Below are 383 nucleotides of genomic sequence, written 5' to 3' on the forward strand. Positions count from 1 at the left end.
GTAAGAGCAGCGTACGGCGGCAGAACTTATAGCGATGGGATTAAAGTAGCCTACTCACCGGAAAAGATAGCGCCCACTGTTAAAATGCCGGATGATTTTTTGCCCTTCTGGCAGGCTGCAATTGGGGAAGCAGCCAGGATCCCGATGGACGCCATGGTGACACCTATGCCGCAATATTCCACTACAAGCGTTGATGTGTTTTTGGTGAACCTGCAGAACTATAAAAAGGGGCAGCGGTTATACGCTTATTTATGCAAGCCTAAAGCAGCAGGCAAATATCCTGTTCTTTTTACGCCACCGGGGGCGGGTGTAAAAAGCATGCTACCATTTACTGCTTATGCCGAACAGGGTTATATTAGTTTGAGTATTGAAATACATGGTAT

1 protein-coding gene is annotated in these 383 nt (G+C 46.7%); it reads left to right on the forward strand.

Annotated features, from left to right (window positions below; all coding sequences use genetic code 11):
• On the forward strand, positions 1-383 hold a 383-nt coding region (locus tag I6F37_RS44735), incomplete at both ends, for an acetylxylan esterase (RefSeq protein WP_225155091.1).

Origin of the sequence: Bradyrhizobium sp. NBAIM08, assembly GCF_020193935.1 — a bacterium.
GTDB classification, from domain to species: Bacteria; Pseudomonadota; Alphaproteobacteria; order Rhizobiales; family Xanthobacteraceae; genus Bradyrhizobium; species Bradyrhizobium yuanmingense.